We start from the raw sequence: 22,302 nt of genomic DNA, 5'->3' as shown, positions 1-22,302 counted from the left end.
TCACGAAATTTACTCTCCATAGCATTACTTTCTAAACTTTCTAAATCAGTCCTCAATAACTCCTGCATAGAATAATTAATTACTCTAGTACATTTTTTGATTTCTTTAAATACCAACTCCTATTTTATTTTTACTTACTAAATCAAATTTTGTATCTCAAACTTTATTATCTCCTATGCAAATATAGTATACCCCAAATTTCTTATAATTTGCTTTGTTTTGAAACATTTTTTTCTTTAAAATACAATAGTTTTATTAAATAAAAAAACAATTCATGAAATTGAATTGTAAATTAACTATTTAAAAAATGGTGCCCAGACGCGGAATCGAACCACGGACACAGGGATTTTCAGTCCCTTGCTCTACCGACTGAGCTATCTGGGCATAATGGCGGGTGAACTGGGATTCGAACCCAGACATCTTGCGATTTCGCCGGTTTTCAAGACCGGTCCCTTACCGTTCGGACATCCACCCACAACTTTAATAAAATAATTAAACACTGCAAATTTTCTAAAAAAAATACCACAATTTTAAATTATGGTTCTAAAAAAATAATGGTACGGCCTAGGGGGATCGAACCCCTGTTACCGGGATGAAAACCCGAGGTCCTAACCACTAGACGAAGGCCGCACAAGTTTTTCAATGGTGGATCCAGCTGGACTTGAACCAGCGACCGCTCGGTTATGAGCCGAGTGCTCTAACCAGCTGAGCTATGGATCCATATGGCGTGCCTGAAGAGATTCGAACTCCTGGCCCACGGCTTAGAAGGCCGTTGCTCTATCCAACTGAGCTACAGGCACATATGGTTTAAATTAAATGGTGAGCCATACTGGGATCGAACCAGTGACACCTTGATTAAAAGTCAAGTGCTCTACCGACTGAGCTAATGGCTCATATTTTGGAGCGGGAGACGAGGGTCGAACTCGCGACATTCAGCTTGGAAGGCTGACGCTCTACCAACTGAGCTACTCCCGCATAATATGATTTTATGGTGCCTCGGGCCGGACTTGAACCGGCACGGGATAAATTCCCACAGGATTTTAAGTCCTGTGCGTCTACCGATTTCGCCACCAAGGCATTTTTATAAGTGTTTATTGTTTCAACTTACAAGTACTCGGTTAGTATATCATAATTAATTTTTATTGTCAACACTTTTTTTTATATTTTCTCATTTTTTGCATAAGCGTTCTGAAAGCGCTTCCACTAAAACTGTCTATGAGATGATTCATAGAAACAAAATTAAGGGAATTAAGTCCTTTATATTTCCAAGAATAATAAAATTTAATTTCAGAGAGAAAACTGATGGACATAGCAAAGTTAAAAAAAATAGAAATTTAAAAAACGTTTTAGTTTTATATTATTTTTATTTCTTGTTGCAGGTGACTTGATAATACACTCTTTTCTTTAATATAAGCCATATAATTTAATAATTTTTATTGGAAAAATTGTTAAAAAATTGTATAATTTATTTGGTGATGATAAATAATAAAATTTTAAATTAGTAAATTATTTAGGAGGAAAAATGAAGACATATTTAGTGACAGGTGCCGCAGGTTTTATCGGTGCAAATTATTTAAAGTACATTTTAAGCAAATACAAAAATGAAGAGATTAAAGTAATTGTTGTTGATATACTGACTTATGCGGGAAATTTAGGAACGATTGCTGAGGAAATTAAGGATGAAAGAGTTACATTTGAAAAAGTTAATATTCGTGATCAGAAGGAAATTGATAGAATTTTTTCTGAAAATGAAATCGATTTTGTTGTAAATTTTGCGGCAGAATCACACGTTGACCGTTCCATTGAAAATCCGCAAATATTTTTAGAAACAAATATTCTTGGTACGCAAAATCTTTTGGAAAACGCTAAAAAAGCATGGACTATTGTAAAAGATGAAAATGGCTATCCAGTTTACAAAAACGGAGTAAAATATTTACAAGTTTCCACAGATGAAGTTTACGGAAGCTTGTCAAAAGATTACGACACAGCTATTGACTTAGTAATTGACGATAAAGAAGTGAAAAAAGTTGTAAAAAATAGGACAAATTTAAAAACTTACGGAAAAAATTTCTTCACAGAAAAAACTTCACTTGACCCAAGAAGCCCATATTCAGCTTCCAAAGCAAGTGCCGACCACATTGTAATCGCCTATGGTGAAACTTACAAAATGCCAATAAACATTACAAGATGTTCAAACAACTACGGTCCTTACCATTTTCCAGAAAAATTAATTCCACTTATGATTAAAAACGTACTGGAAGGTAAAAAGTTGCCAGTTTACGGAAAAGGTGACAATGTAAGAGACTGGCTTTACGTAGAAGATCACTGCAAAGGAATCGAACTAGTTTTAAGAAATGCTGATGCTTATCAAATTTACAATATTGGAGGCTTTAACGAGGAGCAAAATATTAACATTGTAAAACTGGTTATCGACATTTTAAAAGAAGAAATTGAAAGTAACGATGAATACAAAAAAGTTCTAAAAACTGACTTGCAAAATATAAATTATGATTTAATTACTTATGTTCAGGATAGACTTGGACACGATATGAGATATGCCATCGACCCTTCAAAAATTGCAAGGGATTTAGGATGGTATCCAGAAACTGATTTTGAAACAGGTATCAGAAAAACTGTAAAATGGTACTTGGAACATCAGGACTGGGTAAACGAAGTAGTTTCAGGAGATTATCAAAAATATTATGAAGAGATGTACGGAAATAAATAATTCAATAAAAAAGTTCGAGTATATACGAATTTTGTTTAATATAAAAAAAATTGATAAAGAAAGGTGATAATTTATTATGAAAAAAATTATTTTTTTGCTGGCACTTCTTTTAGGAAGTATGTTATCGAGTGCACAACAAAATGTAGTCAATGTATCATTTCTAGGACTTCCGCTATATTCTAATAGAAATAGGTTAAATTCATCTTCGATTATAGATTTTAATAATCATTCGCTGATTTTTATATCAGATCAGAAAGACTGGTTCTGCTATACAGAAAATAACACTAATCGAGAAAAATGTGAATATTTAAATTTTGTTATGCATGTAGTTCGTGTTGGAGAAAGGGAGTTTGCAGTAGCTTATACGGCTTTTGAAAGTAACAAAAGAACTTCAGATGGCTATCCTGATATAGGATATAAAAAAGATGATAATCAGTTCTATTATATTGAATTCAAAGATACGGAAATAATAGTTGGAGCAGGTTCATATGTAAAAAATGGGAAAAAATATAAGAGAGAAAACTATCAAACATATTCATTGAATGAGGTGCAGTCCCTTTTGAGAAGTAAAAATACACATATTCTACTTTCCCCAGAAAAATTCAAAAATAGATTAAATTGGTTAATTACAACTATAAAAACAAATTATCCAAATTTTACAAATGAAAATTACGGATATATAGAAAGAAGTGGTGGAGCATACGTTTCATCAGGAATTTCAGGTGGAAATTATGGATACGGTGGCTATGACTCTAATGTAAATTATAGCAAAAATAGAATGCGTTCTTCATATTCAGGTGGTGATAATGCCACTTTAACAGGAACTTTGAGACATTTTTCAGAAATTAAGAAATTTGGTGCATTTTCGGGACAGAGAATAGATTTTTATGTTTTGGAGCTTCCAAATTCAATAACTGTAGATAATATGAGTGCCAAGCAAATTCAGTTAAATATTATTAATAATGATGGTAGATACACACGATATGTTAATAAAAAAGTAACAATTTCTGGATCGCTTCGGGTACCTGATACTTTGAATTGGCAAAGAGATATTGTATTGGACAATCCAAGTTTACAGTGAAAACAATAAAAAAATATAAAAAATAAAATGAACAAAAATCAAATCTGCTCAAACTCTAAATTTATTTAATTTTACAAATTTGAGTAAATATTGTATAAGGAGAAATTCAATGAACAATTTTATAGTAAAAGAAACCCCAATAAAAGACTTAGTAATAATTGAACCAAAAGTATTTGGCGATGAAAGAGGATTTTTTATGGAAACTTACAACCAAAAATCCTTTGAAGAATTAGGACTTACAATGAGCTTCGTCCAAGACAACCATTCAAAATCCAAAAAAGGCGTTTTACGTGGACTTCACTTTCAGACAAAGCACACTCAAGGGAAATTAGTACGTGTAATAAAAGGAAGTGTTTACGATGTGGCAGTTGATTTAAGAAAAGGAAGCGATACTTTTGGAAAATGGTACGCAATAAAATTATCCGCTGAAAATAAATTGATGTTTTATGTTCCAGAAGGCTTTGCACACGGTTTTTTAACTCTTGAAGATGAAACGGAATTTGTTTACAGATGTACAGATTTATATGCACCTGAATATGACAGCGGACTTTTATGGAATGATGAAACAATTAATATTGACTGGAAATTTGAAGAATTTGGGATAAATCATGATGAACTGACAATTTCCGAAAAGGATAAAGCTCAACAGAAATTTGATTTAAACAAAGATTATTTTGAATAGATTTTAACAGGCAGTAATTTTTAATGCTGCCTTTTTGATTAGAAAGAACAAATAAAGTAAGAGAAGAAAGTTTAAAATTTAAATAAAAATTCTAAAATCATTGTCGATATTTTTCTAAAATTGTAGTATAATTTAGAAATACAGTAAAAAATGAAATTAGCTGGAAAGGGAAAATATGGAAATTTATGGGATAGGAACGGATATTATCGAAATATCACGAATTGAAAAGGCAATTAATCAGACAGCTTTGTTTAAGAAAAAAGTTTATACTGAAAAGGAAATTGAGCATATTGAGAAAAAGAAAAATCCATATGCCAGTTATGCAGGCAGATTTGCGGCAAAAGAAGCTGTTTCCAAAGCATTTGGAACAGGAGTTTATGGTTTTTCGCTAAGTGATATTGAGATTTTGAATGATGAGAGGGGAAAGCCTTATGTTACGCTGTATAATGCGATAGAGGAAAAGGCACAAGGCTTGGTAATACAGATTAGTATTTCGCATAGCAGGGAATATGCGGTCAGTACAGTTATGATTTACAAAAAATAAAAATTATTAAAAATAGTAATTTTTAAATTAAATAGAAAAGGAAAGGTGTGAAAAAGTATGTTTTGGAGAAATGGTTTTAAGGCTGGAGCGGTAACGAATAAAATTTTCGGGCTAGTAATTATAATTTTGGGTGTATTTTTTGTAAGCCAGATTAATTATTCTGCTGGAAATAATCAGGCAAAAAAAGTAAAAATTGAGTATTTTGGGAGAAAAGACTGTAAAAATTGTGTAAACTTAGAGAAATTTCTGAAAGAATTGTCAACAAAAAGAGACGATTTTGAATATGTGGAGCATAAAATTGATGAAAGTAAGGAAAATAAGGCATTTTTTGATGAAACTACGTCCAAGCTGAAACTCGTCAAAGGGACTCCAATTATTTATATTGACGGACATATCATTCAAGGATTTAATACGGCGGAAACTACTGGAAAGGAAATTGAAAATCTTATAAATTCTGGAAAGACAAAAGATAAAGTTCTGAGCTTGAAAGAATATTTAAAAAGCGGACAGGCTGAAAATGGGAATGTGAGCAGCAACGGTGCAGTATGTACTGGAGATTCCGTCTGTGAAATTCCAGGACTTACAAAAGGTGCTGAAAATCAGGTGCTTGTAAATATTCCGATTATTAACAAAACAATTGACTTAACAAATTACTCCTTATTGACAATGTCAATAATATTAGGAACAATTGATGGATTCAATCCTTGTGCAATGTGGGTTCTTGTTTTATTTTTGACGGCATTAATTGCAGTTGGAAATAAAGTGAAAATGTTTAGAGTGGCTGGACTGTTTATTTTTGCAGAAGCTATAATGTATTTTTTGATTTTGAATGCGTGGATTTACACGTGGGATTTTGTAGGTCTGGATAAATGGGTAACTCCAATTGTCGGAATTGTTGGAATTATCGGCGGAATTTTCTTTATAAAAAATTATTTGAAAAAAGGCGATACATTGGAATGTGAAGTGACAAACTTGGAACAAAGAGCCAAAATTTCCAGAAAAATAAAGGATATAGCTAACAAGCCATTTACATTGCTAACCGCACTGGGAATAATCGGATTGGCATTGTCTGTAAATGTAATAGAATTTGCCTGTTCAGTTGGGATTCCTCAAACTTATACAAAAATTTTACAAATAAACGATGTATCTTTTTGGGCAAGACAATTTTACACAATTATTTATATAATTGGATATATGATTGATGATATAATTGTTTTTGGACTGGCGTTACTAAGTGTAAATCAATTACAATTAACTACAAAATATTCAAAATGGGTAAATTTATTTGGTGGAATTCTAATGATAATTTTAGGATTGATATTGTTATTGAAGCCAAGTTTGCTAATAATGTAAAATAAGGAAAATTTAGTTTAAAAAACAAAGAAAATTTGTTATAATATACAAAGGTGTTAATAAAATTAACAAGATAAAAAATTTAGGAGATGGAAAAATGAAAAAAATAAGTAACAAAAAAATATTATTAATCGCTGGAATGATAGTATTGTCAGCAGTTTCTTACGGAAAAGATATATTTGCAAATTATGGAACAAGTTTTGGAAAAGTCAATTTATCAAAAGTAAGCTCTATAAGTCCAGAAGATGCAAAAAGAATTGACTCGAATACTTATCAGCTTACAGGAAGTGGAGAATACAGAATAACAGATGAAGGTAAAAGAAAACTTGTTGTCAATCTAAACAACGGAACATTAAACGGAAAATATGATGAATATTATGCCAACGGAACAAGATTTACACTAGGAAATTACAATAATGGAAAAAAAGAAGGAGACTGGATGGTCTATACTGAAAATGGAAAATTATGGAAAAAATATCAGTATAAAAATGACCAGCTAAGTGGAAATTATACATCATATTATGCCAAAACAGGAGCTCAGGAAGTCGTAGGAAGCTATATTGACGGAAAAATGACTGGAACTTGGACAGAATACTATGAAAACGGTGCAAGAAAATCACAAGGAAATTATTCAGATAATCAAAAAAATGGATTATTTACTGAATGGAATTCGAATGGAACAAAAAAATCTGAAATTAACTATGTAAATGATGAAATAAATGGGAAAATGAACGTTTACTACGAAAATGGAAGACTTTTGTATGAAGCAAATATGAGTGGAGAAACTGGAACAGTAAAAGGTTATTACACAAATGGAAATCTTGGATTTGATGGAAGCATTAGGGGAAGAAAAAGAACAGGAACTTGGACTTATTATGATAAATCAGGAAATGCCAGAACAGTAAATTATTAGGTTTGTTCTAGTTTTAACAAAAAGACAGCAAGAAGTCGTAGGCTTTCTATAAGTGGGAGATGAATTGCTTTTTTTGTAAAAAAATTAAAAAAGGATACGTCTATGATACAATTTTTGTATAAAATATCGAAGAGAAATACTAGAAGATTACAAGATAAAGTCGGTAACACTAACAAACAGTAATGGAAATTACTATGTTTCTGTTTTGACAGAATTTGAAAAAGAAATTCAAAAAATACCAAGTAATGATAAAGTAATTGGGCTTGACTTTTCAATATCTGAATTATTTGTCAGTTCTGAAAACCAAAGGGCTGATTATCCAAGATATTTTAGGATGTTGGAAGAAGAGTTTAAAAAATTACAAAAGTCATTGTCAAGAAAAGTGAAATTTTCTAAAAATTTGTATAAGCAAAAAGCGAAAATATCAAAATTGCATGAATATATCAAAAATTGTCTGAAGCATATAATGCTGTGGTTGTTGAGGATCTGAATATGAAAGGGATGATTCAGGCATTAAATTTTGGGAAAAGTGTAGGAGATAATGGATGGGGAATGTTTTTGAGAATGTTTGAGTATAAACTGATGTTTTTAGGGAAACAATTTTTGAGGATAAATAAATGGTTTCCATCATCGAAAACTTGTAGTAAATGTGGAAACGTTAAAGAGGAACTTAAATTATCAGAAAGAAGTTATAAATGTGAGTGTTGCGGAATTGAAATTGATAGAGATTACAATGCGGCATTGAATATAAAAAACATTGGAAAAGAAATGATGGAATATTAGGAAAATAAAAGAAAGCAGGGTAGGAACTGCCCGAAGAGCTTGGTAAATATATTTTGGCTAGCAAAAGCAGATACTTCCCAAGAAGCTCCCGCTTTTAAAAGCGGGAGTAGTTCACGAACAGAGAAAAATAAAAATATAAAGAAGGAGGGGGAAAAATGTCGTATTCAGCAAATGTAAAAAGAGAAATCTTCAACTTGGAAAATTCAGATAAGGATGCTGTTTATGCAGAACTTTTTGGAATTTTTATTGCAAAGAATGTAATTACAGAACATGGAATTTATTTCAGCACTGAAAATGTCTCGCTTGCTAAAAGAATTTATTCAAATTTAAGGGCAGTAACAAATATCCCAATTCAACTAAAATACGTTATTAGTAAACGCCTTGGAACACACAAAATGTATGAAGTGATACTTTTTCCCACTCAGCACAATCAGAAGGAATACAAATCATTTTTAAAAAAAATCTATTTTCACAAAAATTTTTCAGTTGTGGAGAATGAAAAACAGCTATCGGGTATAATTAGAGGCTTTTTTCTTAGTTGTGGATATATAAAGTCTCCAGAAAAGGCTTATGCAATGGATTTTTTTGTGGATACTGAAGATTCTGCCACTTATTTGTATTATTTGTTTAAACAGATGGGGAAAAAGGTTTTTCAGACAGAGAAAAAAAATAAGAGCCTTGTTTATTTAAGAAATTCAGAAGACATTTTAGATATAATTTTTTTAATTGGGGGAATAAATTCGTTTTTTGAATTTGAAGAAGTTACGATAAATAAGGAAATTCGGAATAAAATTAATAGAAACATGAACTGGGAAATAGCAAATGAAACTAAAAAACTGTCCGCTTCTGAAAAGCAGATTCGCATGATAAAAGTAATTGATGAAAAAATGGGGCTTTCAGAATTAACAGATGTGCTAAGTAAAACTGCGAGAGTCCGAATGGAAAATCAAGAAATGTCCCTGCAGGAACTGGCAGACTTAATGGAAATTTCCAAATCTGGAATAAAAAACAGATTTAGACGGCTAGAAACAATTTACAAAGGACTGATAGAAAACTAATTAAGAAAGTTAAGCTGAGGAAGAATTAATGAAATTATTGTCGATTATATATGGATTTATCGTATTTTTACGAAATAAACTTTATGATTTGAATATTTTTAAAGAAAAAAAGGTTGATGGAGTGGAAATAATTTGCATTGGAAATATCGTGGCAGGTGGGGCTGGGAAAACACCAGCTGTGCAGTATTTTGTGCAAAAATATTTAGAAAAGAATAAAAAAGTTGGAATTCTGAGTCGAGGCTACAAGGGAAAACGGGAAACTGATTTACTGCTTGTACGGGATGAAAAAAAGATTTATGCCACTTCAAAGGAATCAGGAGATGAAGCCTATTTGCATGCCTTAAATTTTCAAATTCCTGTCGTAGTTTGTAAAAATCGTTATGAAGGTGCAACTTTTCTAAATGAAAAATGCGGTGTGGAAACAATTATTATGGATGACGGATTTCAGCATAGAAAACTGAAAAAGGATAAAAATATAATTCTGATTGATGCAACAAATCCTTTTGGAATGGACGATTATTTGCCAAAGGGACGATTGCGGGAGTCACTAGATGCTTTGAAGCGGGCTGATGAAATTATTATTACAAAAAGTAACTATGTTTCGAGAGAAGAAATTGCGAAAATTAAGGAAAGACTCGCAAAATATCAAAAACCGATTTCTGTTGCTTCTTTTGAAGAAAGTTATTTTTATAAATTAAATTTTGAAAATAGGAAAAAGTTTGGTAAAATAAATAATGAAAACAATATAAGAAATGAAAAATTTCCATTGGAAATTATTAAAAATAAAAATGTTCTGATTTTTTCTTCGATAGCAAATCCAGCTGTATTTTATCAGACAATAAAAAAATTAAATCCAAGTAATATTGATGAAATAAAATTTACAGATCATCACGTTTACACAAATGAAGAAATTTTGAAAATAAAGGAAAAATCTCAAAATTACGATTATGTTTTGACAACGGAAAAGGATATTGTGAAAATTGATAAAAATATAGAAAATTTAATGATTTTGAAAATGCAATTTAAAATTGTTGAAAAATAAATTGAATTTAAGGTTTTGGTGAAATCAAAATTTTACAAATAAAAGTTATAAAATCAAATATAAAAATATTGTAATTATTAAAAATTTTAGGCTTTTTACAAAGATTAGAAAATAAAGCAGAAGGGAGGAATTAAATTTTGACTGAAAATAAAAAGCTGGAAAGTGAAGATATATTTTTAAATACAGAAAATTTTTCACAATTTATTTTGAAATATAAAAATCATTTTGAAAAGCGAAAATACTTCCAGCTTGGCAAAAATTTTAAAATAACAACTAAAGAACCATCATTTATACTGGAATTGGGATACATTTATTTTAGTGAAAATGAAAAAAATGAAAAAAATGAAAATATAAAACAAATCATAAGTAAACAATTTTTGGAAACATTTAAGGAAAAAGACAAAAAAATAGAACGGTTAAGCAAAGTTGAACTTCCCAAATTAATAGACGGATTCAGAAGAAGTATTTTTAACAAAGAATCAATTTATGCTGTAAAACTAGGAAATGAACTGCTGTATCGGGATAAAGATAAATTTTTTGAAATTTTATACAACTATTCATTAATTTCAACAGATACAAATAAACTTGTAAAAACCTTTTTTGCAAAAAAAATGATAGAAAAAATTGAAACTGAAAATGGTTCAAAATTTAACGAAATTCGTGATAAAATAGATGAGATAATAAAAAATATCATAAATTATTTCACAAAATCTGATTCAGCTTTCCTAAATTTTGAAAATGTGGAAAACTTAAACTATTTTGTGGAAAATCAAGCTGATGAACTTTACAAAAAAATTTATGTGGAAAACTATGATAAAATTGTGGAAAAGTATAATATTCAAAATGTGAAAAAAATAGAATTTAGTAAAAATTATGATTTTGAAAATTTAAGTGAAAGTAAAAAAATACTATATAAATATATATAAAAAGAAAGGAAATAAAAAAATTATGTTGGAAATGAGATACATAAGAGAAAATGCTGATAAAGTCAGAGAATATTTAAAAAATAGAAATAGTGACTTTGATTTGGATTCATTACTGAAATTTGATGAGGATAGAAGAAATTTACTTCAGGAAGTGGAAATGCTGAAGAAGGAAAGAAATGAGTCAAGTGCATTGATAGGAAAATATAAACAGGAAGGAAAAGATCCTGCTGAATTACTTGCGAGAATGCAGACTGTCAGTGCAAAGATTAAGGAACTTGATCAAAAGGTAGCAGAAATTGATGAAAAGCAGCTGGAACTTGCTTATACGATTCCAAACAAATTAAGTGATACGACTCCAGTTGGAAAAGATGAAGATGATAATGTGGAAGTTAGAAAATGGGGAACTCCAAGAGAGTTTGACTTTGAAATAAAATCACATGATGAACTAGGAGTAGAATTAGGGATTTTGGACTTTGAAAGAGGGGCAAAACTTGGTGGTTCAAGATTTACAGTTTATAAAAATGCGGCGGCAAGACTGGAAAGAGCGTTGATTGCGTTTATGATTGATGTTCATACTGGGGAACATGGATTTGAGGAGATTTTTACGCCACAATTAGTTAGACGGGAAATGATGGTGGGGACAGGACAACTTCCAAAATTTGCTGATGATGCCTATAAAATTGAAGGCGATGAAATGTATTTGATTCCAACGGCAGAAGTTACACTTACAAATTTACATAACAGCGAAATTCTGGATGAAGAGGAATTGCCTAAATATTACTGCGGATATACAGCTTGCTTCAGAAAGGAAGCAGGTTCTGGAGGACGTGACTTAAAAGGGCTTATAAGACAGCACCAGTTTAATAAAGTGGAAATGGTAAAAATTGTAAAACCCGAAACTTCTTATGATGAACTTGAAAAAATGGTAAACTGTGCAGAAAAAATATTACAAAAATTGGAATTGCCATATAGAGTGCTCGCACTTTGCAGTGGAGATTTAGGATTTAGTGCGGCAAAAACTTATGATTTGGAAGTTTGGGTTCCAAGTCAAGGAAAATACAGAGAAATTTCTTCTTGCTCAAATACAGAGGACTTTCAAGCTAGACGTGCAATGATTAAATACAGGGAAAAAGAAACAGGAAAGAGCCATTTTGTACATACTCTGAATGGATCTGGGCTTGCTGTAGGACGAACATTGCTTGCAATTATGGAAAATTATCAGCAGGATGACGGAACTATAAAAGTTCCAGAAGTATTAGTGCCTTATATGGGTGGAATGACAGTTATAAAATAATAAAATCGTTATAACCAAATAACCGACTATCAAATTAATCCGATTTTTTCATAAACTGTTAAAAAACCACTCTAAAATTAAGTTCAATAATAAAAATAAACTATTTAAAATTTTGAGCGATTTTGAAAACAATTTTGTTATTAAAAATAACTGAATGGAGAGAATATGGGAAAATTTATAAAATTTTTGATAATTATGGTAATTTTTGGAGGTATAGCAGGGTTTTTGGAATTTAACGGATATTTGTATCATAATGATGTTTTAGCGAAGTTAGCCGGATACAAGGTTCAAGGACTGGATATTTCCCATCATCAGGAAAAAGTGAACTGGACTCGTGTGGATAAAAAGTACAAATTTATTATTTTGAAGGCGACAGAAGGGCAGAATTTCCTTGATACAGATTTTTTATACAACTGGAATAATGCCAGATTAAATGGCTTTGTAGTGGGAGCATATCATTTTTTTACAATGACGAGTAGCGGAGAAGCACAAGCTGATTTTTACATAAGTAAAGTGCCTGATTCTGATAAAACATTGCCACCAATGATTGATTTGGAAATATCTACAAAAAAATATAAAAAATCAGATGTAATGAAACATTTAAAAGATATGGTTGAAAAACTGGAAAGACATTACAAGAAAAGAGTAATTTTCTATGTAAACTATAACACTTATAATGCATATATAAAAGGTGAATTTCTTGAAAACAAAATTTGGATTACAGATTATAAATATTTTCCTAAAATAGCGGAAGATAACAGATGGGTAATCTGGCAAGTGTCAAGACGTGGAAGAATTGATGGTATTCCAGGATTTACAGATAAAAATGTACTTAGAAAAGGGTTGACAGTAGAAGATTTGATAAATAAAAATAAGCTGAAATAATAGATTATTTTACTGCATGAAAAAAATATTTTATTTTTATCTATTATTTTGGATTTTCTATTGATTTTTATACAAAAATTTGGTAACATATAATTAAAGAAGTTAATCTAATTAATAAATATTAGGAGGCGTAAAATGAAATATCATTACAAAGATTTAGGATTAGTAAACACTAAAGAAATGTTTGCTAAAGCAAACAAAGAAGGTTATGCGGTACCTGCCTTTAACTTTAACAACATGGAACAATTACAAGGAATTATTGAAGCATGTGTTGAAGAAGGTTCGCCAGTAATTCTTCAAGTTTCAACAGGTGCAAGAAAATATATTGGTAAGGAAATGTTACCTTGGCTTGCAAAAGCTGCAACAGCTTATGTAGAAGCATCTGGATCAGACATTCCAGTAGCATTGCACTTGGATCATGGTCCAAATTATGCTGAAGCAAAAGACTGTATCGAATATGGATTCTCATCAGTAATGTATGATGGTTCTCATCACCCATACGATGAAAATGTTGCAGAAGCAAAACAAGTTGCTGACTTCGCTCACGAACACGATGTAACAGTTGAAGCTGAATTAGGAGTTTTAGCTGGAATTGAAGATGATGTAGTAGCAGCAGAACACGTTTACACTCAACCTGATGAAGTTGAAGACTTCGTATCAAAAACAGGAGTTGATTCATTAGCAATCGCAATCGGAACTTCTCACGGAGCTCATAAATTCAAACCAGGAGACGATCCTAAATTAAGATTAGATATCCTAGCAGAAATTGAAAAAAGAATCCCTGGATTCCCAATCGTATTACACGGTTCATCAGCAGTACCACACCAATTTGTTGAAATGATTAACCAATATGGTGGACAAATTGCAGACGCAATTGGTATCCCTGATTCAGAATTAAGAAAAGCCGCTAAATCAGCAGTAGCTAAAATTAACGTAGATACTGACGGAAGATTAGCTTTCACAGCAGGAATTAGAGAAGTATTCGCTAAAAAACCTGGAGAATTTGACCCAAGAAAATATGTAGGACCTGCAAAAGACTACATGAAAGAATACTACAAAGATAAAATCAGAAACGTATTCGGATCAAATGGAGCTTACAAAGCTGGAGCTGCAAGAAAATAACAAATAAAAAAGAAAATTAAATTTGGAACTATCTCAAGTTTATTTTGAAACTTGGGATATTCCTTTTAAGTTTTACATAAATAAAATTTGTTTAAAAGAGGTGAAAATTTTTTTTTTCCTCTTTTTTTGTGGGAAAAACAACAAAATAAATTTTTAAAAATTTGTGAAATGAAATATTTTAATAAATATTTTTTCTTTTTTTTAAGCAAAATTTCGTTAGAAGAAAAATAGCTGTCTGAGCTTTTGGAATAGACTTTACATAAAATAAAGTTATATAAATTGAAATAATCTATATTCAAAAGTGAGTTCTATTTTTCTTTTATAAGAAAGTTTTGCGTAAAGCGTGGGTGCAGGGAGATGGCGATTGATCTCCCTGCTTAAAATAAACTTGAACATAAATAAAATTGAGAAAAAACAGTTATTAATCATAATATATCAAAATTGAAAAAAGAGATTTAATAGAATAGTTTAAAAAATAATAGCTTACTAAATTAAGTGATATTTTATAAATTTGCCAAAATATTTAAAATTGAATAAATAGGAATAAAAAATAGGAGGAAAAATGGATAAACAGATTAATACGACAAAATATATATTTGTTACAGGCGGAGTTGTTTCGTCACTTGGAAAGGGAATTGTTGCTTCTTCGCTAGGAAGATTATTGAAAGAAAGAGGATATAAGGTTACAATTCAGAAATTTGATCCATATATAAATGTGGATCCAGGAACTATGAGTCCTTATCAGCATGGGGAAGTTTTTGTGACTGAGGATGGAGCGGAAACTGACTTGGATTTGGGGCATTATGAAAGATTCATCAATGAAAATTTAACAAAGTATAATAATTTGACAACTGGGAAAATTATGTCGAAAATCATTGCGAAAGAGCGTCGTGGAGAGTTTTTAGGCGGAACTGTGCAAACTGTACCTCACATGACAGATGAAATTAAGTATAATGTTATAAAAGCGGCTGAAGAAAATGATTCGGATATTGTAATTACTGAAATTGGCGGAACAATTGGGGATATTGAAAGTGATCCGTTTATTGAAGCGATTCGTCAGTTGAAAAGGGAAGTTGGAAGAAAAAATATTGCGTACATCCATGTAACGTTATTACCGTATTTGAAAGCCGCTGGGGAGCTTAAGACAAAACCTACGCAACATAGCGTAAAAATGCTCCAAGGGCTTGGAATATCGCCAGATGTGATTGTAGTGAGAAGTGAACATCCCGTTGACCAAAGCATTAAGAAAAAAATATCACTTTTCTGTGATATTGACGAAGAAGCGGTTATTGAATCACTTGATGCAGAAAGTCTTTATGAAATTCCATTAACTATGGAAAAATTAGGACTTGCCGATGTAATTTGTAAACATTTTAAAATAAAAAATGAAAAGCCGTTATTAACTGAATGGACAAATATGGTTGAAAAATTCAAAAATCCTAAAAAACTTGTAAAAGTGGCAGTTGTCGGAAAATATATTGAGTTAAAGGACGCTTATATCAGTATTCATGAGTCAATTGAACACGCTGGATTTAATCTTGATACAAAAGTTGAGATTAACTATTTTAAGGCTGGAGAATTTGATGTGAAAAAACTGGCTGATTATGATGGAATTTTAGTGCCAGGAGGATTTGGTGACAGAGGAGTGGATGGGAAAGTTGAAGCGATTAAATTTGCGAGAGAAAATAATATTCCATTTTTTGGAATTTGTCTTGGAATGCAAATGGCATGCGTAGAGTTTGCAAGAAATGTTCTTGGTCATAAAGACGCTACTTCAACAGAATTTGAAAAAGATACATTTTATCCAGTTATCAGTTTGATGGAAGAACAAAAAGGATTAAAGGATATGGGTGGAACAATGCGTTTAGGAGCATATCCTTGCATATTAAAAGATGATAGTCTAGCGGCAAAAGTTTATGGAAAAACTGAAATTGCTGAAAGACACAGACATAGATATGAATTTAACAATGCTTACAGAGAAGAATTTGAAAAAGCTGGAATGGATATTGTAGGATTATCTCCAGACGGAAATTATGTGGAAGTAATCGAAATAAAAGATCATCCGTACTTCATAGCTTCACAATACCATCCAGAATTCAAAAGCCGTCCAAACCGTCCACATCCATTATTTACAGGCTGGATAAAAGCGGCATTAAAGAAACGAAATGAAAAGTAATAAATATTGATTGAAAAATAATTTGGGCAGAAGGACTTTTATTAATTAGAAGCTTTTTCTGCTTTTTTTGTTTTGTAAAATAAAAAAGACAATCTTAAAAATAAGAAAGTCTTTTTTCTAGTTCAATAAAACATATTTTCTATAACAAATCTATAAAAAACAACGCCTTTATTTCACTTAATTACCACAATTTATTAGTCTCTGATTGTTGCTAATAATTCTCCTAAAACTTCAACTGCTTGGTCAGCATCAGGTCCTTCAGCGTGAACTGTAACTTCTGAACCATTTTTGATTCCAATTGATAATAATTTTAGTAAAGATTTTCCGTTTACTTTTTTCCCTTCGTTTTCAACTTCAACTTTACTTTCAAATTCTTTTGCTTTAGCAACAAATACTCCACCTGGTCTTGTATGTAATCCTGTAGGATTTGTCATAGTAATTGTTTTACTTGCCATTTATTTATCCTCCTTAATTATATCTCTACTTTAATTTTACAACAGTTTTTGATATTTGTCAATAAGTGTGGAAAACATTTTTTCTATTAGCCAGTCAAACAATATTTTTTATTTAGAAAAAAGTTATTGAACTTCGATTAACAGCGTGTGAAAGTTTGTGTAAATTACATTTCCTGGTTTACTATTTTTTATTTTTTTTACAAATTTTCTTTCACAGTAATCAACTGTAACTTTGTCACCTTCTTTGGCTTTAGAATATTCACAGGCGAGATTTGCAGCGTGCAGGAGAACATCATCTGGCACTTCCTGATTGTTTCGTAAAATAAGAACGTGGCTGCCTGGAATATCCTTTATGTGCATCCAGATATCGTTGGGCTGCCCTTTGGAAAAGGAAATTTCTTCATTTTCCTTATTATTTCTCCCAACGAAAATTTGAAAGCCTTTATAGTCAAATGACAATAATTCACGTTTTTTCGGTTTGTTCAATCTGATTTTATTTTTCGATTTATTTCCGTTATTTGCTAAATTCAGTTCATTTTCAATTTCTTCAATTCCAATAAAATCATTTTCCTTTTCAATGAACATTTTTATTTCTTCAAAATATTTTATTTCATTCTGAATGTCTAAAAATCTGGAATTTAAGGCTGAAATAGTACGTTTTCCCTTGTTATATTTATTATAGTAAAAATTTAAATTATCATTTGGAGATAAAAGTGGGTCTAGATTTATCGTAATGTCCTGATTGTTATAAAAGTCAAAAGCTGTAATTTTTTTCATTCCGTATTTTATCTGATGCATATTTGCAGCCAGAATATCCCCCATATTTTTGTATTTTTCAAAATTTTCATTTTTTTTCAAATCAACTTTTATATTTTTTTGAATTTTTTTGAATTTTTTTATTTGAGAATCCACATATTTTAGTAGATTTTTCTTTTTTTCACTAATTACATTGGAAGTAACAGTAACCTTAAAATACTTGTTCAGTCCTTCGTTTAAAGTTTCAAAATATCTTCTTCCATTTTCTAACTTTGTATTTTCTTTTTGGCTAAATTCAGAAAATTCGTTGTAAGTTAATACTTTGTGGATTTTTCCACGATTTAATATTTCATACATTACGGGCTTGTAGCCAGATAAATATTTTTTGAAAGTGTCATAATCCTGTGAACATTGCAATGCAAAGGCACGTCCCACACCTTCAATTTTTTCCATAAAAGTTTCTGTTTCAAACGGAAAATTCTCAGCTTCCAGATAAAGTGGCGAAATCTTTTTTTCTTCAAATGGCAACGTATATTTGGCACCAGTCATAATAACACGGTTTCCAACGTCAATCGAAGTAAAATAAAGGGCAGATAGGATTTTTCCTTTGCTTGTCAAAAAGATATTGCTTGCTTTTCCCATAATTTCAATAATTAACGTATATTTTTCCACATCTCCAAACTGATTTAACTTCTCAAAATCAAAATATACAATCCTGTCAAAACCTTCCTGATGAATATTTATCAAAATTGAATTTTGTAAATGTTTTTTTAATGACAATAAAAATTTTGACTGAAAATCAGTATTTGGATCTTTTTCATCTTTTAAGTAAAAAATTGTTGAATTGTCCTTTACTTGAAAAATCAAGTTATTCTTTCCAAAAAAAAGTGAAAATGAAACTCTATCATATTGAAAAATTTTTGTTAGTTTGTATCGTAATATTTTTTCTTTTATCTCTTTTATTAAAAATGAAATACCGATTCCATCTAAATAAAGCATATTCCCTCCTTGATATTTTATTTTTATCAAAAAAATCACAATTAGATTAATAACTGTGATTATATCTTTAAATTTTTAATTATTTCAAAATCTTTAAAACCTAATTTTTGAGCTTCTTCATCTGTTTTGTTACGGCATAATTTTTTTAAACTTTTTCTGATAGCTCCACCTGGGTATTTTAAATTAATTACAAAAATTAAATATTCTAATATTAAAATTGACACTCCTATTCTATTGGATATTTTACTATTAACAAAATATAATTTGTTTTTAAATTTATCTAATATTTTGGGTTTTGTGGAAAATTTTATATCTACAATATTTGAATTATGAGCTGACAAGTTTCTAATTAAATTGATATTTTCCAACCAAGATAAATATATAATTCCAGATAAATTATGCTCTTTAGCTATTTTATTCTGATATTTTTTATATAACAATTTATATAAATCTAATATTTCCCCAAATGTCAAAATATCTGTTACTAGCCATATTGGTATTTTATTGTGATTTTGTTTGTATGTTTCAAGTAATTCATTTTTACTATTTCCTAAACTTCTATCTATTCTTTTTTTAAAATCTTTTTCTTTAAATGCTCGGAAATGTCTACAATATTCTGTTTTATCTACCCACTTATAGAAATCTAGGTATCCATAAGCTCCAAATTTTTCACCTATTAAATAAGAAAATTTAGTTTTTAATGAAATTTCGACTTTTTCGGTTAATCTTAATAAATTGATTCTTAAATTTTTATTTTCATAAAATCTAGTTAATATTTCATCAAAAGTAATGTCTTGTGTGTATTGTCCATTTTTAAAATAAGGTAACGAGCATTCTTTTAGTTTATAGTAATTTATAAATTGCAATATTTTTTCAGCTTTTTCTTCATCAGTAATAATCATTCCTCTATCTTTAAAGAGTTTTACTTGTTCTCTAAAAGTCAGAAATTCATCTCTTGCCATCATTTTCTTAAATTCTCCTAAAAAAAAGCCCTGCGTAGGTATGCTAACCTTGTATTATTTAAAATACTGCAGGGGGTTTGATATAATTAATTCTACTCTATTTTTATAAAATTGTCAATAAAAAATCAAAAAATTTATCACAGTTACTGTATTTAATTGTCATTGTTCTTATGTTGTTTTATTATTATCTTATTCAATGATTTTGTAATAGTGGACTTTCTTAAAGAGCATTTTTTCTAACCATAATATTTTCTGCATCTTCAATATTTAGTATCTTCTCATCCCCATCCACAAGCAAAGTTATCAAATATTTATCAATATTCAGAATTTTTATAAGAGATTTTATCATAACGCCTTTTTCATTTAAGTATTTTCTGATTGCTACGCTTCCTTTTATTGAAGAAACCTGTACCAAATCATCTTTTTCAAAATTTAATATTGATTCAGGCTGAATATCCTTTTTAACTTTATCCAAATTTTTTACAATAGTTTCAAAAACTTCGATAAATGTTTCTAATTTTTTTGATGGAATGTCATCTGTAATTTTTTCAAGAATATTTGAGTGAAAATCTCCATGATAGTTTAATGCAACTTTTCCTTTTGAAGTCAGTTTTACAAAAACTTTACGCCTGTCAACGTCCGACCGGGAACGCTTCAGAAATTGCTTATCGGTTAATTTGTTTACGGCGACTGAGGCTGTTCCCATTGTAATGCCTAGTTTGTCAGACAGTTCATTCATTGTGATTTCATTTTCCCCAATCGCTTCAATAACATGAAGTTCAGATGTAGTCAAGCATTTAATTACCTGATTTAAATTTATTTCTTCAATTTTATAATATGTTTTGTAAAATTTGTCTAATAGAGTTTCTATTTTTTCATACATTTTAATTGTTCCTTTCTTACTTTCTTTCTGACTTTTTCATAACTTTATTTATTTTTTTAAATTATTATTTTAAAGATTCGATTTTTTCTTTATAATTTCCGCTAAAAATATATGAACCTGCAACTAGCACATTTGCTCCAGCTTCTTTTACCAGTTTTGCAGTTTCAGCATTGATTCCGCCATCCACTTCAATATCAATATTTTCATTAATTTTTCTCAAGTCTTTTATTTTTTGAAGCATTTCAGGAATGAACTTCTGTCCGCCAAATCCTGGATTTACTGTCATAATTAACACCATATCAATGTTATCCAGATCATATTTTATAACATCCAGTGGAGTAGAAGGATTTAATGCAACTCCTACTTTTTTTCCAAAAGATTTTATTAGCTGGATTGTTCTGTTTAAGTGTTTTGTAGCTTCAGCATGAACTGTGATTATGTCTGAAAATTGTGCAAAACCTTCTATTAAGTAATCTGGTTCGTTTACCATCAGATGAACATCAAATACAAGGTTGCTATGTTTTCGTAAAGATGAAATAACAGGAGCTCCAAAGCTGATATTTGGTACAAAATTTCCATCCATAACATCCAAATGTAGATATTCTGCTCCTAGTTTTTCCACTTCCGTAATTTCTTCTTTTAATTTGCTAAAATCTGCAGTAAGCAGTGAAGGTGCGATTATTGTCCTTTTTTCTTTAATCATAAAAATCAACTCTTTCCATTTTTTATTTTTAAATTATTTATTAAATCTTATATTTTGTAATGAATATAGATAAAAATCATATCGTTCTTGCGAAATATTACTATTTTCCACATTTTCTTTTATTGCACAGTTTGGCTCATTTACATGAATACAGTTTCGAAATTTGCAGTTAGGGATAAATTCTAGAAATTCTGGAAATAATTTTTCCAGTTCTTTTTTTTCTTCCAGTTTTGGAAAGTCCAATGTTGAAAATCCTGGAGTGTCTATTATATATGAATGCGGTGCTGACATAAAAAATCGGCTTTCTATTGTTGTATGCCGCCCTTTTTTGGTTTTCTGGCTGACATCATTTGTAGCTAGTACTTCTTCGCCAATTAGAGTGTTTATAAGCGTGGATTTTCCAGCTCCCGATGGTCCTGAAATTACAACTGATTTTTTATTTATATATTGCTGTAATTCGGTAATTCCAGTATTCGTTTCAGTTGAAATTGGGAAAATAGAAATTGTTTCTTTAAAAATTTGTTTAAATTTATTAAAGAATTCCTCCAGTTCTTCTTTTGAAACTAAGTCAATTTTAGATAATATGAGTACAGCTGGAATATTTTGAGAATTTGCGTTTAACAGCATTTTCTGAAAATTTGTAAAATCAAAATTTGGACTTTTTATTGCAAATAGAATACCAATAAAATCAATATTTGCAATTAGTGGACGATATAAAAAGTTTTTTCTTTTTTCAATTTTTTCAATAACTTTTTCCTTTTCGTCAAATTCTACAATATCCCCGATAATACAGTTCATTTTATCATTTTTTACTTTTAATGTTCCACGTAACTTACATTCATAAATATTTTCTTCATTCAAATTTTTTGAATTTTCGTCTAAAACATAGTAAAATCCTTTTATTTTTCTAATAACTTTTCCTTTGATAAAATATTTGGGAGAAATTTCAAAATAACA

At 30.0% G+C, this 22,302-nt stretch carries 21 protein-coding genes and 8 tRNA genes; 15 read left to right on the top strand and 14 right to left on the bottom strand.

Annotated elements, in window-relative coordinates; genetic code table 11:
• Window positions 1-308: 308 nt before the first annotated feature.
• The 8 genes from LEBU_RS11055 to LEBU_RS11020 form a co-directional block, all read right to left on the bottom strand.
• A tRNA-Phe gene (locus LEBU_RS11055) sits at window positions 309-384 on the bottom strand.
• A 4-nt stretch (window positions 385-388) separates the two neighbouring features.
• A tRNA-Ser gene (locus LEBU_RS11050) sits at window positions 389-474 on the bottom strand.
• A gap of 81 nt (window positions 475-555) precedes the next feature.
• Window positions 556-630: transfer RNA gene (locus tag LEBU_RS11045), tRNA-Glu, on the bottom strand.
• Window positions 631-643: 13 nt separating this feature from the next.
• Window positions 644-720, bottom strand: a tRNA-Ile gene (locus tag LEBU_RS11040).
• Between the two features lie 3 nt (window positions 721-723).
• A tRNA-Arg gene (locus tag LEBU_RS11035) sits at window positions 724-800 on the bottom strand.
• Window positions 801-817: 17 nt separating this feature from the next.
• Window positions 818-893: transfer RNA gene (locus tag LEBU_RS11030), tRNA-Lys, on the bottom strand.
• A gap of 6 nt (window positions 894-899) precedes the next feature.
• Window positions 900-975, bottom strand: a tRNA-Gly gene (locus tag LEBU_RS11025).
• Between the two features lie 14 nt (window positions 976-989).
• A tRNA-Leu gene (locus LEBU_RS11020) sits at window positions 990-1,077 on the bottom strand.
• A gap of 445 nt (window positions 1,078-1,522) precedes the next feature.
• Here LEBU_RS11020 and LEBU_RS11015 point away from each other — a divergent pair.
• From LEBU_RS11015 to LEBU_RS10950, 15 genes are all read left to right on the top strand, one after another.
• The gene (locus tag LEBU_RS11015; protein ID WP_015770396.1) at window positions 1,523-2,728 is read left to right on the top strand and encodes a dTDP-glucose 4,6-dehydratase; all 1,206 of its coding nucleotides are present in this window, start codon (window positions 1,523-1,525) and stop codon (window positions 2,726-2,728) included.
• 76 nt (window positions 2,729-2,804) lie between these two features.
• Window positions 2,805-3,809: a hypothetical protein gene (locus LEBU_RS11010; RefSeq protein ID WP_015770395.1), complete on the top strand. Its 1,005-nt coding sequence runs from the start codon at window positions 2,805-2,807 to the stop codon at window positions 3,807-3,809.
• 109 nt (window positions 3,810-3,918) lie between these two features.
• Window positions 3,919-4,491 carry a dTDP-4-dehydrorhamnose 3,5-epimerase gene (gene rfbC / locus LEBU_RS11005; RefSeq protein WP_015770394.1) on the top strand — a complete coding sequence of 191 codons (573 nt, stop codon included), beginning with the start codon at window positions 3,919-3,921 and terminating at the stop codon, window positions 4,489-4,491.
• A gap of 175 nt (window positions 4,492-4,666) precedes the next feature.
• Window positions 4,667-5,035: a holo-ACP synthase gene (gene acpS / locus LEBU_RS11000; RefSeq protein ID WP_015770393.1), complete on the top strand. Its 369-nt coding sequence runs from the start codon at window positions 4,667-4,669 to the stop codon at window positions 5,033-5,035.
• Between the two features lie 57 nt (window positions 5,036-5,092).
• Window positions 5,093-6,388: a glutaredoxin family protein gene (locus LEBU_RS10995; protein WP_015770392.1), complete on the top strand. Its 1,296-nt coding sequence runs from the start codon at window positions 5,093-5,095 to the stop codon at window positions 6,386-6,388.
• Between the two features lie 97 nt (window positions 6,389-6,485).
• A complete protein-coding gene (locus LEBU_RS10990) occupies window positions 6,486-7,301 on the top strand; it encodes a toxin-antitoxin system YwqK family antitoxin (protein ID WP_015770391.1) in 816 nt (271 codons plus the stop codon).
• 205 nt (window positions 7,302-7,506) lie between these two features.
• The gene (locus tag LEBU_RS12330) at window positions 7,507-7,791 is read left to right on the top strand and encodes a transposase (RefSeq protein ID WP_238974489.1); all 285 of its coding nucleotides are present in this window, start codon (window positions 7,507-7,509) and stop codon (window positions 7,789-7,791) included.
• Window positions 7,792-7,793: 2 nt separating this feature from the next.
• Window positions 7,794-8,084 carry an RNA-guided endonuclease InsQ/TnpB family protein gene (locus LEBU_RS12325; protein ID WP_238974488.1) on the top strand — a complete coding sequence of 97 codons (291 nt, stop codon included), beginning with the start codon at window positions 7,794-7,796 and terminating at the stop codon, window positions 8,082-8,084.
• A gap of 155 nt (window positions 8,085-8,239) precedes the next feature.
• A complete protein-coding gene (whiA, locus tag LEBU_RS10980) occupies window positions 8,240-9,142 on the top strand; it encodes a DNA-binding protein WhiA (protein WP_015770390.1) in 903 nt (300 codons plus the stop codon).
• Window positions 9,143-9,170: 28 nt separating this feature from the next.
• Window positions 9,171-10,184 (top strand): tetraacyldisaccharide 4'-kinase, encoded by a 1,014-nt coding sequence (gene lpxK, locus LEBU_RS10975; protein WP_015770389.1) that lies wholly within the window; start codon window positions 9,171-9,173, stop codon window positions 10,182-10,184.
• 137 nt (window positions 10,185-10,321) lie between these two features.
• A complete protein-coding gene (locus tag LEBU_RS10970; RefSeq protein ID WP_015770388.1) occupies window positions 10,322-11,110 on the top strand; it encodes a hypothetical protein in 789 nt (262 codons plus the stop codon).
• 22 nt (window positions 11,111-11,132) lie between these two features.
• Window positions 11,133-12,404, top strand: a complete 1,272-nt coding sequence (gene serS, locus LEBU_RS10965) for a serine--tRNA ligase (protein WP_015770387.1) — start codon at window positions 11,133-11,135, stop codon at window positions 12,402-12,404.
• 165 nt (window positions 12,405-12,569) lie between these two features.
• Window positions 12,570-13,289, top strand: a complete 720-nt coding sequence (locus LEBU_RS10960; RefSeq protein ID WP_015770386.1) for a glycoside hydrolase family 25 protein — start codon at window positions 12,570-12,572, stop codon at window positions 13,287-13,289.
• Between the two features lie 135 nt (window positions 13,290-13,424).
• Complete coding sequence (locus tag LEBU_RS10955; protein WP_015770385.1) at window positions 13,425-14,411, top strand: class II fructose-bisphosphate aldolase; 987 nt, start codon at window positions 13,425-13,427, stop codon at window positions 14,409-14,411.
• Between the two features lie 562 nt (window positions 14,412-14,973).
• The gene (locus tag LEBU_RS10950; protein ID WP_015770384.1) at window positions 14,974-16,587 is read left to right on the top strand and encodes a CTP synthase; all 1,614 of its coding nucleotides are present in this window, start codon (window positions 14,974-14,976) and stop codon (window positions 16,585-16,587) included.
• A gap of 194 nt (window positions 16,588-16,781) precedes the next feature.
• On the opposite strand, the gene LEBU_RS10945 is transcribed toward LEBU_RS10950, so the two are convergent.
• The 6 genes from LEBU_RS10945 to rsgA form a co-directional block, all read right to left on the bottom strand.
• Window positions 16,782-17,042, bottom strand: a complete 261-nt coding sequence (locus LEBU_RS10945) for an HPr family phosphocarrier protein (RefSeq protein ID WP_015770383.1) — start codon at window positions 17,040-17,042, stop codon at window positions 16,782-16,784.
• 123 nt (window positions 17,043-17,165) lie between these two features.
• Window positions 17,166-18,797: an Rqc2 family fibronectin-binding protein gene (locus LEBU_RS10940; RefSeq protein WP_015770382.1), complete on the bottom strand. Its 1,632-nt coding sequence runs from the start codon at window positions 18,795-18,797 to the stop codon at window positions 17,166-17,168.
• 59 nt (window positions 18,798-18,856) lie between these two features.
• Complete coding sequence (locus LEBU_RS10935; protein WP_015770381.1) at window positions 18,857-19,762, bottom strand: Abi family protein; 906 nt, start codon at window positions 19,760-19,762, stop codon at window positions 18,857-18,859.
• A gap of 217 nt (window positions 19,763-19,979) precedes the next feature.
• Window positions 19,980-20,642, bottom strand: coding sequence for a MarR family winged helix-turn-helix transcriptional regulator (locus LEBU_RS10930; RefSeq protein ID WP_015770380.1), 663 nt, complete (start codon window positions 20,640-20,642; stop codon window positions 19,980-19,982).
• A 64-nt stretch (window positions 20,643-20,706) separates the two neighbouring features.
• On the bottom strand, window positions 20,707-21,345 hold the full coding sequence (gene rpe / locus LEBU_RS10925; RefSeq protein WP_015770379.1) for a ribulose-phosphate 3-epimerase: 639 nt from the start codon (window positions 21,343-21,345) through the stop codon (window positions 20,707-20,709).
• Window positions 21,346-21,378: 33 nt separating this feature from the next.
• A complete protein-coding gene (gene rsgA / locus LEBU_RS10920; protein WP_238974547.1) occupies window positions 21,379-22,248 on the bottom strand; it encodes a ribosome small subunit-dependent GTPase A in 870 nt (289 codons plus the stop codon).
• Between the last annotated feature and the right edge of the window lie 54 nt (window positions 22,249-22,302).

Source organism: Leptotrichia buccalis C-1013-b, from assembly GCF_000023905.1.
Lineage (GTDB): Bacteria > Fusobacteriota > Fusobacteriia > Fusobacteriales > Leptotrichiaceae > Leptotrichia > Leptotrichia buccalis.
This window is presented reverse-complemented; position numbering and strand designations above follow the sequence as displayed.

Excerpts from the sequence above, each read along its gene's own strand:
- LEBU_RS11015 (WP_015770396.1), top strand. The coding sequence starts at position 1,523 with ATGAAGACATATTTAGTGACAGGTGCCGCAGGTTTTATCGGTGCAAAT.
- LEBU_RS11010 (WP_015770395.1), top strand. The coding sequence starts at position 2,805 with ATGAAAAAAATTATTTTTTTGCTGGCACTTCTTTTAGGAAGTATGTTA.
- rfbC (WP_015770394.1), top strand. The coding sequence starts at position 3,919 with ATGAACAATTTTATAGTAAAAGAAACCCCAATAAAAGACTTAGTAATA.
- acpS (WP_015770393.1), top strand. The coding sequence starts at position 4,667 with ATGGAAATTTATGGGATAGGAACGGATATTATCGAAATATCACGAATT.
- LEBU_RS10995 (WP_015770392.1), top strand. The coding sequence starts at position 5,093 with ATGTTTTGGAGAAATGGTTTTAAGGCTGGAGCGGTAACGAATAAAATT.
- LEBU_RS10990 (WP_015770391.1), top strand. The coding sequence starts at position 6,486 with ATGAAAAAAATAAGTAACAAAAAAATATTATTAATCGCTGGAATGATA.
- LEBU_RS12325 (WP_238974488.1), top strand. The coding sequence starts at position 7,794 with ATGAAAGGGATGATTCAGGCATTAAATTTTGGGAAAAGTGTAGGAGAT.
- whiA (WP_015770390.1), top strand. The coding sequence starts at position 8,240 with ATGTCGTATTCAGCAAATGTAAAAAGAGAAATCTTCAACTTGGAAAAT.
- lpxK (WP_015770389.1), top strand. The coding sequence starts at position 9,171 with ATGAAATTATTGTCGATTATATATGGATTTATCGTATTTTTACGAAAT.
- serS (WP_015770387.1), top strand. The coding sequence starts at position 11,133 with ATGTTGGAAATGAGATACATAAGAGAAAATGCTGATAAAGTCAGAGAA.
- LEBU_RS10960 (WP_015770386.1), top strand. The coding sequence starts at position 12,570 with ATGGGAAAATTTATAAAATTTTTGATAATTATGGTAATTTTTGGAGGT.
- LEBU_RS10955 (WP_015770385.1), top strand. The coding sequence starts at position 13,425 with ATGAAATATCATTACAAAGATTTAGGATTAGTAAACACTAAAGAAATG.
- LEBU_RS10950 (WP_015770384.1), top strand. The coding sequence starts at position 14,974 with ATGGATAAACAGATTAATACGACAAAATATATATTTGTTACAGGCGGA.
- LEBU_RS10945 (WP_015770383.1), bottom strand. The coding sequence starts at position 17,042 with ATGGCAAGTAAAACAATTACTATGACAAATCCTACAGGATTACATACA.
- LEBU_RS10940 (WP_015770382.1), bottom strand. The coding sequence starts at position 18,797 with ATGCTTTATTTAGATGGAATCGGTATTTCATTTTTAATAAAAGAGATA.
- LEBU_RS10935 (WP_015770381.1), bottom strand. The coding sequence starts at position 19,762 with ATGATGGCAAGAGATGAATTTCTGACTTTTAGAGAACAAGTAAAACTC.
- LEBU_RS10930 (WP_015770380.1), bottom strand. The coding sequence starts at position 20,642 with ATGTATGAAAAAATAGAAACTCTATTAGACAAATTTTACAAAACATAT.
- rpe (WP_015770379.1), bottom strand. The coding sequence starts at position 21,345 with ATGATTAAAGAAAAAAGGACAATAATCGCACCTTCACTGCTTACTGCA.